This window comes from Enterobacter cloacae complex sp. CDL013 (assembly GCF_049238805.1).
Lineage (GTDB): Bacteria > Pseudomonadota > Gammaproteobacteria > Enterobacterales > Enterobacteriaceae > Enterobacter > Enterobacter hormaechei_C.
In genome coordinates this window covers 100,758-109,439 of record NZ_JBMKGT010000011.1, presented here as the reverse complement: position 1 = coordinate 109,439, position 8,682 = coordinate 100,758, and the positions used below count along the sequence as shown (strand labels likewise).

The 8,682-nt window shown below is 52.2% G+C and carries 6 protein-coding genes; 3 read left to right on the top strand and 3 right to left on the bottom strand.

Annotation, left to right across the window (positions count from 1 at the left end):
* Positions 1-288 precede the first annotated feature (288 nt).
* Positions 289-1,242, top strand: a complete 954-nt coding sequence (locus ACOTXD_RS20450; RefSeq protein WP_061856751.1) for a nickel/cobalt transporter — start codon at positions 289-291, stop codon at positions 1,240-1,242.
* Positions 1,243-1,275: 33 nt separating this feature from the next.
* On the opposite strand, the gene proP is transcribed toward ACOTXD_RS20450, so the two are convergent.
* Positions 1,276-2,778, bottom strand: a complete 1,503-nt coding sequence (gene proP, locus ACOTXD_RS20445) for a glycine betaine/L-proline transporter ProP (RefSeq protein WP_003860199.1) — start codon at positions 2,776-2,778, stop codon at positions 1,276-1,278.
* Between the two features lie 645 nt (positions 2,779-3,423).
* Between proP and kdgT the strand changes: the two genes are divergently transcribed.
* A complete protein-coding gene (gene kdgT, locus ACOTXD_RS20440) occupies positions 3,424-4,416 on the top strand; it encodes a 2-keto-3-deoxygluconate transporter (RefSeq protein ID WP_003860201.1) in 993 nt (330 codons plus the stop codon).
* 36 nt (positions 4,417-4,452) lie between these two features.
* On the opposite strand, the gene ACOTXD_RS20435 is transcribed toward kdgT, so the two are convergent.
* Entirely contained in the window at positions 4,453-5,331 is an 879-nt protein-coding gene (locus ACOTXD_RS20435; protein WP_003860203.1) for a diguanylate cyclase regulator RdcB family protein, read from the bottom strand.
* Positions 5,328-7,682 carry a clamp-binding protein CrfC gene (crfC, locus tag ACOTXD_RS20430; RefSeq protein ID WP_023324027.1) on the bottom strand — a complete coding sequence of 785 codons (2,355 nt, stop codon included), beginning with the start codon at positions 7,680-7,682 and terminating at the stop codon, positions 5,328-5,330. The genes ACOTXD_RS20435 and crfC overlap by 4 nt, the downstream gene beginning before the upstream one ends.
* A 591-nt stretch (positions 7,683-8,273) precedes the next feature.
* On the opposite strand from crfC, the gene ACOTXD_RS20425 reads away from it, so the two are divergent.
* On the top strand, positions 8,274-8,609 hold the full coding sequence (locus ACOTXD_RS20425) for a zinc ribbon domain-containing protein YjdM (protein ID WP_421766481.1): 336 nt from the start codon (positions 8,274-8,276) through the stop codon (positions 8,607-8,609).
* The last annotated feature ends 73 nt before the right edge of the window (positions 8,610-8,682 follow it).

The window sequence follows — 8,682 nt, the reverse complement described above, 5'->3', positions numbered from 1 at the left end:
CCTCTTTCAGAGTCAACCCTGATTTTCAGGATTTTTTCTCTTCAACCGACCGGGTTGTTTGTGAAGTGATTCACATCCGCCGTGTCGATGGAGGCGCATTATAGGGAGTTCCCGAGCGACCGCAACAGAAAAGTTGCAAAAAAATGACTGATTGCTGTATTCCCCAGCAAAACCCCGCCTTATACCTTTTTACGCACAGACTTATCCACAATCCATTGACGATCCCGGTGTGATCCAGCGATTTGAACACTATACTAGCGGCAAATATTTCTCTCGCGGGTCAACCTCATGACGACACAACGACTTCAACGTGACTGGCGTCTCCCAACCGCCGGGCTCGCCGTGCTGGTGTTACTTATGGCAGGTTTTGCACTGCATGAGCACTGGAATGCTTTTATTCAGTGGTGCCTCGCCACCCAGATCACCCTGCACCGTTATCTGGTGATGTATTTGCTGCAACTTAATAATCATCAGTACAGCGGTGGGCTGTGGTTGTTAACCGGTGCGTTTCTTTATGGTGTACTCCATGCCGTTGGACCGGGACACGGCAAATTCATCGTCACCACGTATCTCACCACCAATAAAGAGAGCCAGCTCGCGGCGCGCGTCGTACCGTTTATCGGTAGCCTGATGCAGGGCGTCAGCGCAATCGCCTTTGTCTTTATCCTGGCGGTTGGATTGAACTTCGCGTCCGGGGATATCAGCACCAGCCGTTGGTACGTCGAGAAAATCAGCGCCCTAGTGATTGCCGCCTTCGGTGCATTTATCATTTATCAGGCGCTCAGCAGCCTGCGTCCGCGCAAAATGGCGATTAGCGCCATCAAGCCGCTTCACCAGCATAATGAACATTGTGGCTGCGGCCATCACGGCGTAGGGGTGGATCTGGCTAAAAGCGACTGGAAAACCCGTCTGGGCGTGGTGCTGGCCATAGGCGCACGCCCGTGCAGCGGGGCAATTATGATCCTGATGTTCTCGAATGCGCTCGGCATTATTAGCTGGGGGATTGCTGCTGTGATGACAATGTCGCTGGGCACGGCGCTGTCGATTATGGGGCTGTCGCTGGCAGTACGTTACGCACGTGAACGCACAGTAGCCTGGTTTGGTGGCGGCACGTCCCTGAACCGGATAATGCCGATGGTCAAAATTGCCGGAGGGGTTGTTCTGATACTGTTCGCGACGGTCCTGTTCCTGACGGTGATCCCCGTCAGCGCTGGCGGCGACTACATCGCCGCAGGATGCTAATAAAAGAAAACCCGCCAGCGGCGGGTTTTTTTATCACTCGTTAATTCTCGGATGCTGGTCAACCAGGCGAGAACGTTTTTTCTGGAGCGCCTCGATCTCTGCGTCAATATCTTCAATCTTCTGCTCTACATTATCGTAGTGCTCACGCAGGATCTCTTTCGCTTCCTGAATATCAGACGCCGCAGGCGTTGCCCCTTTCAGGGGACGATTCGCCGTCTCCTTCATGGTAATACCGGTAATCAGGCCGACCACCGCAATGACCATCAGATAGTAAGCAGGCATCATCAGGTTCTGCGTGCTCTCCACCAGTGAAGCAGCAAGTGTCGGCGTCAGGCCCGCAATCAGAACGGAGATATTAAAGGCTGCCGCCAGCGCACTGTAGCGAATATGCGTCGGGAACATTGCCGGCAGCGTAGAAGCCATCACCCCGATGAAGCAGTTGAGGATCACCGCCAGCATCAGCAGACCGGCGAAAATCAGCCCCAGCACATTGCTGTTAATCAGAATAAAGGCCGGAATTGCCAGTGCGAACAAGGCGACGCTGCCGAGAATAATGAATGGCTTACGGCCAAAGCGGTCGCTCAACAGACCCATAATCGGCTGCACAAACAGCATACCTACCATGATGGCGATAATAATCAGCACACCGTGGTCTTCCGAGTAGTGCAGGTTATGCGACAGGTAGCTCGGCATGTAGGTCAGCAGCATGTAATAGGTGACGTTGGTGGAAATCACCAGACCAATACAGGTCAGCAGGCTGCGCCAGTGTTTGGTCGCAATCTCCTTGAACGACACTTTCGGGCCATCCTGTAACCCTTCACGGTCACCCTGCTCCAGCTTTTCAACGTGCTGCTGGAACGCAGGCGTCTCTTCCAGGGCGTGACGCAGGTAAAGCCCAATGATGCCCAGCGGCAGCGCCAGGAAGAACGGAATACGCCAGCCCCAGTCAAGGAAGTTCTCTTCACCCACTACGGTTGAGATCAGAACGACAACCCCCGCGCCCATGACGAATCCGGCAATCGAACCAAAGTCCAGCCAGCTGCCCATAAAGCCGCGTTTACGGTCCGGAGAATATTCGGCGACAAAAATCGATGCACCGGTATATTCGCCGCCAACGGAGAAGCCCTGCGCCATCTTACAGATCAACAGCAGAATCGGCGCCCATATACCAATAGTCGCATACGACGGAATAAGGCCGATACAGAATGTACTTATCGACATGATGACAATGGTAATAGCCAGGATTTTCTGGCGACCATATTTATCACCCAGCATGCCGAAGAAAAGACCACCAAGAGGGCGAATCAGGAAGGGAACGGAGAACGTACCCAGCGCGGCAATCATCTGCAAGCTGGGATCGGCACCGGGGAAGAACACTTTACCAAGTGCATAGGCCACAAAGCCGTAAACACCAAAATCGAACCACTCCATCGCATTACCGAGCGAGGCCGCTGTAATCGCTTTGCGCAGTTTCGCGTCATCAATAATGGTGACATCGCGCAGCGTGATGGGTTTTACTTTTTTCCTTCTAAGCATAGCTTTCCTCGTAGACTCAGCCCCGTCCGTTTCACAGCGCATTTTGCAAGCTGTGAACCAGAGATCCGCTCCATGCGAATCTCCTTATTCAAGCGTAGCAGGTTTACTTACATTGACGTTTTACCTCAATACAACCGAACCTGTTGACGCCTGTCTGGGCAGTTAAAGACCTTTTTACCCTACCAGCGTTTATATATGTGATCAACTTCACATATATTTTTCCTGTTCGTAAGATGCCTTCAGCTTTTGTCAATTCACGATAAGTAAGGTCATTCTCAACCCCCTTATCAAACAGATCTTAACGCCCGTTATTATTCATTCCCAAACAAAATACAATCACATTTCTTCACAGCGAATTTACACAAAATTTAATTATTAATCGTGGGCAATCCTGTTTCCATTCAATATGTGACGGAGATAACTAAAACAGTATTTCGTTTTGATTGAATCGCAATTCCAAAGATCGCATGATAAATCCGAACACGATATCTCAGCGGCTTTCAAATGAAGGAATACTGAACGCCTTAATTTCACTTTACAGCATAAGTAACGAATCGATTGGCCTCCAAAAAGGCAATCATTTGAATTTGTTGATCTATTTTTGAGATTTCCGCCAGCCACGCGGGCGAGATGTGAGGGTTAATGATGAAGATTAAAGCAACTATAGAACGCATCCCGGGCGGGATGATGCTGGTCCCGCTGGTACTTGGCGCGATATTAAATACGCTGGCCCCGAATACCGGTGCTTATTTTGGCGGTTTTACAAAAGGTATGATCACCGGAACGGTACCGATTCTGGCAGTCTGGTTCTTTTGCATCGGCGCATCTATTAACTTGCGTGCAACAGGTACGGTATTACGTAAATCAGGGACGTTGGTCATTACTAAAATTGCGGTCGCCTGGGTTGTTGCCATGATTTGTGCGATGTTCATTCCGGAGAATGGAATTCAGACTGGCTTCTTCGCCGGATTATCCGTTCTGGCCATTGTCTCAGCAATGGATATGACCAACGGCGGTCTCTATGCCAGCCTGATGAATCAATATGGCACCAAAGAAGAATCGGGCGCGTTCGTGCTGATGTCCCTGGAGTCGGGTCCACTGATGACGATGTTGATTCTGGGTTCTGCTGGCCTTGCCTCCTTTGAACTACACCATTTTGTCGGGGCGATCCTGCCGTTCCTGATTGGTTTTGCGCTGGGTAACCTCGATCACGATCTGCGCGATTTCTTCAGCAAAGCCACCCCGGTACTGATCCCGTTCTTCGGCTTCGCGTTGGGCAATACCATCAACCTGAACGTAATTCTGGAAACCGGCCTGCTGGGTATTGTGCTGGGTGTTGCCGTCATCGTCATCACGGGTATTCCGCTGATTATTGCAGACCGCGTCATCGGGGGCGGCAACGGAACCGCGGGTGTGGCCGCCTCTTCGGCCGCAGGCGCTGCGGTAGCCAACCCGGTGATTATCGCCCAGATTAACCCGGCCTTTGAACCCGTAGCCGCTTCCGCCACGGCTCTGGTTGCCGCCAGCGTGATTGTGACGGCAATTCTGGTCCCTATCATCACGGCACTGTACGCCAGACGCTTTGGGCATGTGCCTGAGTCCCGGACAGAACATGAAGCGGTAGAAATGCACCACTAACCCTTTCGCCCCCCTCTTTAAAAAGAGGGGGGGCAATCACGTACCAAATATCTCTTCCACCATGCCATCCACAAGCCGTTTTGCCGAACAGAGTCTTGGCATCCCCAGCGCGACCGTTTGCCAGCTCTGCGTCACTGACCAGCTCACCGGATGTTTTTCCGCCTGACACCAGTCCCCCAGCCAGCCCAGCATATCTTTATAATCAATCAGACCGGGAGAAGCGGGCGTCGTCAGCCACTGATGGTAAAAATGCCGGGTGGTGGGAGAAGCATTAATCTCCTGTGCCAGATAATTTGCGGCCATGCTGCGCAGGTTATCTTTCAGCATGGCCGCCACATCACTATTCGCCAGACGACAGGCATCGCCAAACGCCCCCCAGCGCAACTCTTCCAGCACGATAAAGCAGCGGCCAGCCAGCGACCAGCCGTCATACTGCCCGGCTCGCCAGCGGGTAAAAATTTGCTCGCTGTGCTCACCCGCCTGAACCGTAAGGCCTCGCTGCGCGAGCGCTTTCTCTTTATAGGCGGCACGCTGGTTGAAATGTGCGGAGAGCTCCTCGTACTGTTGTAACAATCCGGGAGGTTGAGGGAGACGTGGATTCACCTGCTGGCGCAGGGCTACCAGCCTGTCGGACATACGGGTCAGCGCAAGGTGTCCGGGGTCGAGCATACCGGCAAGTTTCTCCGCCAGACCCAGCCGCAGTGCTGCATTTTCGTTGAGCATTCCCGCCATTGCCCACGGCCGCAGCCGGGTCTGCGTAATGATCTCCTGCGTCAAACGCTCACGAAATTGTAGTTGCTGTGGCCCCAGGAGGGCGTGACGTGCAGCATCCGCCCCTTGGACCAAATCGACCATAAATTTTGGATGAATACACTCCAGCGTCCGCCCGGGACCGTCCAGTAGCTGTGTTGTCATGGTTGCTCTGCCGCGAATAAGGTTTGAATATCATCGCGTAACAGTCGGGTATCTTCCTGAATCCACGCCGCAGTGGTCATACTTTGCTTCAACAACTGGCTAAGCGCCCGGGTTGAATGCTCATTCTGCTGCCGAACGGCAAGGCTATCACGCAAGCTTTCCTGTAACCCGGTCAGGCACAACGAAAACTCTGCAAAGAACGTTGCCATACCTGCCGTAACAGAGACATCGACCTGCGCGGCCAAAGCTTTACGAATTTGATCGCAAAACTGATCGGTATGTTGCGTAAATTTGCCATGAAGCTGAGCGATGTCGATGACATAGCGTGTGCGCGTCACGACATACTCCTCCCAGCCCCAGCCGGGATTATTGAGCCAGCGCGAGACGGTATTACGTACGCTGCCTGCCCCTGCTGGCTGACTGGCGGGAGGGGTGTCCTGCACAATGGCATCATTAAATAACCCGCGCGTATTGAAATTAAGCTGGTTTGCCTGAAACGCCGGGAAGCTAATCCGCGCCCGAAATCCGGCATGACTGAGCTGTTCCTTAATTCGCGTCTCGATGGGTCGCATCGCCTCATTCAACGATCGGGCGAGCGTAGACTCCAGCTGATCGAAGCGTAACGCCAGCTCCCGGCCAATTCTGCTCTGCGCATTCAGCATAATCTGCTCGCATGACGATCGGATCTTGCTCAGGACAATCTGCGCCTGCCCTTCATCGTCAAGCACCAGCTGCTGGATCGCATCCGCGTCGTCTTCACGCAAACTGGATGGCTCGCGGCCTGCTAAGTCAAGAATAGACGGGCGGCTAAAAATGTCGCCCAGCGCCTGGTGAAGTTCATCTTTCTGGCGAAGCAGAAAAGCATCCGTTGCGTTGAGCGCCTCTTCAACTTCATGCTGGACCTCATCGCTCACCACGCTCTGCCGCTGACGCAGCATCGTCATATCCTCTTCCAGGCGCGCAATATTCAGCTCCAGCTCATCAAAAGCGACCGTCAGTCCCTGATGGCGAAAGTCCAGGTATTCTCTGGCATTTTGCGCATAGTTCAGCAGCTTATGCGATGCCGACCGTAAAGCGAACAGTGAGGCGTTGGCGTAAGCCGCGTAAATCAGTTTGCGGATGGGCTGTTCGAACAGCGAATCCTCCCACAGCAGATCCGCCGCATGGCGAATATGGCCAATATCGTCCAGGTCGGCCGTTCGCCAGCGGCGGCCCAGCGCGGCCTCGGCAAAATCCTGTACCCAACGCTGATCCTGATGATCGGGAAGGCGCCCATGGACGTTCATCTCATAGCGGGCGCGGTTTGCCAGATAGGCCCACATGGAAGAGACCGGATAAATTTGCCCCGGAGAAATATTCCCTTTCATCAGCGTGCCGGAAATCATCGCCCGCACCTGCTCTTCATCGTCGCTATTACGATCTTTCTGATCGAATTTGTTGACCAGGGCGTAAAGCGGCACGGATTTCCCGGCAGCCGAAATTGCCTGACGAACCTCAGCATCAGAAATGGATTTAAGCTGGGTGTAGTCCATCACCGCCAGAACGGCGGAGGCGCGCGCCAACTGCTCATTGAGCATTTTTTGCAGGTGCGGCTGACCGGCCTCGTTCGGCCCCGGCGTGTCGAGCAGCGTCAGTTGCCCCAGGTGCGCATCCAGACCGGCGAGATGCACAAACTCCACCTCAATCACCGGAATATGTTCAATCGCGGCATACTCAGAGAACGGAAACTCCACGCCCAGCGCCTGAGAAAGCCGCACCAGATCGTTCAGGCTTTTCAGACAATGAAAGATGGGCTCCGCGCCCAGGTGATGTTTTTCAAACGCCTCACCTCTTTCTATGCGCTCCAGCAGCGTATTCATGTCCTTGTCGATTTCCAGACGCCGCGCCAGCTTGCCGCGATCTTTATCGCACAGTTTTTTCTGCAACTGGGTAATCAGGGTATCGATGGGCGAAACGTGCAAAAAATGCAGCACCGGCTCCTTCTGGCCCGGCGTATGGCGGATCAGCGTGGGAAGCGCCGTCATCGGACGATTGCGGTTCGGCAGCACTTCCGTGCCCACAATCGCATTAATGGTGGTCGATTTTCCCGCTTTCATGGTACCCACAATCGCCAGTACCATTTCGAGGCGGGTTATTTTGCGTAATTCATTATTCAGCATCGCCTGCTGAGCGTCGACACCTCGTGCGCTAAAATGCAATGGCAAAACGTTGTTATTAACGCCGCTCATGGCAGCGGTTGTGCTATCCAGCTTTGCAATCGGCATAGATTTTAATGAATCAAGATTGTTCAGAGCGAGCTGTAACAAACGTTCAGCTTCCTGGCTTAATTCAAATATGGTCTGTGTGTGCATGATAAAAGCCTTCCCTTAACGCAAATTTATTACTTTTATTAAGCCACGATGTTTTAATTATACTTTTCAGGCTTATATGATCACGTATGGAAAACATGTTCATTTAATACAACTAACTGAAGATAATGAGAATTTAAAACCCACCCTCGTAATACGTGTAAAACATCCCCTGGCCAGAAAGCCAAAAGTGAATAGACAAAACGCATTTTCAGGAAACATCAGGATATATCATCGTTATTTACCCACCAAAAAAGAGAGGTATTCCCTGACGCCAAAAGATGTATGTCGTCAGAGGAGGGTAGATAAATAACGGCTTGTTCCTTCACCTTATCCGAAATGGCACAGCGTAGCAATTTGCTGTAATAAAATATTCGATACATTTAGCATGATTACGATCTCTGCCGTTCAGGGCATACGCTTCCCTTAATTCACTGACAGTTCGTGTCATCGCTTGCGCATTTATGCGCTATTTTTATAAAACAATATCACCGACAAAAGTGGGGATTTGCGTTATACTCGCTGCCTTTTTCGGCACACTGCCGTCATTTAGCTGGCGTTTTCCAGCGTGTTAACACTTTTGAGGATACCCACATGCAACTTCCACACTGCCCGAAATGCAATTCTGAATACACCTATGAAGACAATGGCACGTTCGTTTGCCCGGAATGCGCCCATGAATGGAACGATGCGGAGCCTGCGCAGGACAGCGATGCGCTGATCGTGAAAGACGCGAATGGCAACCTGCTGGCAGACGGCGACAGCGTTACCGTTGTGAAAGATCTTAAGGTAAAAGGCAGCTCCTCCATGCTGAAGATCGGCACTAAAGTTAAAAATATCCGTCTGGTTGAAGGCGATCATAATATCGACTGCAAAATTGACGGCTTCGGTCCGATGAAACTGAAATCTGAGTTCGTGAAAAAGAACTGATTGTCCCGCCCGGTGACGCTTCGCTTACCGGGCGTTCGGGAACTACACTTAACGGGCTTTTCTTACGTGAGGT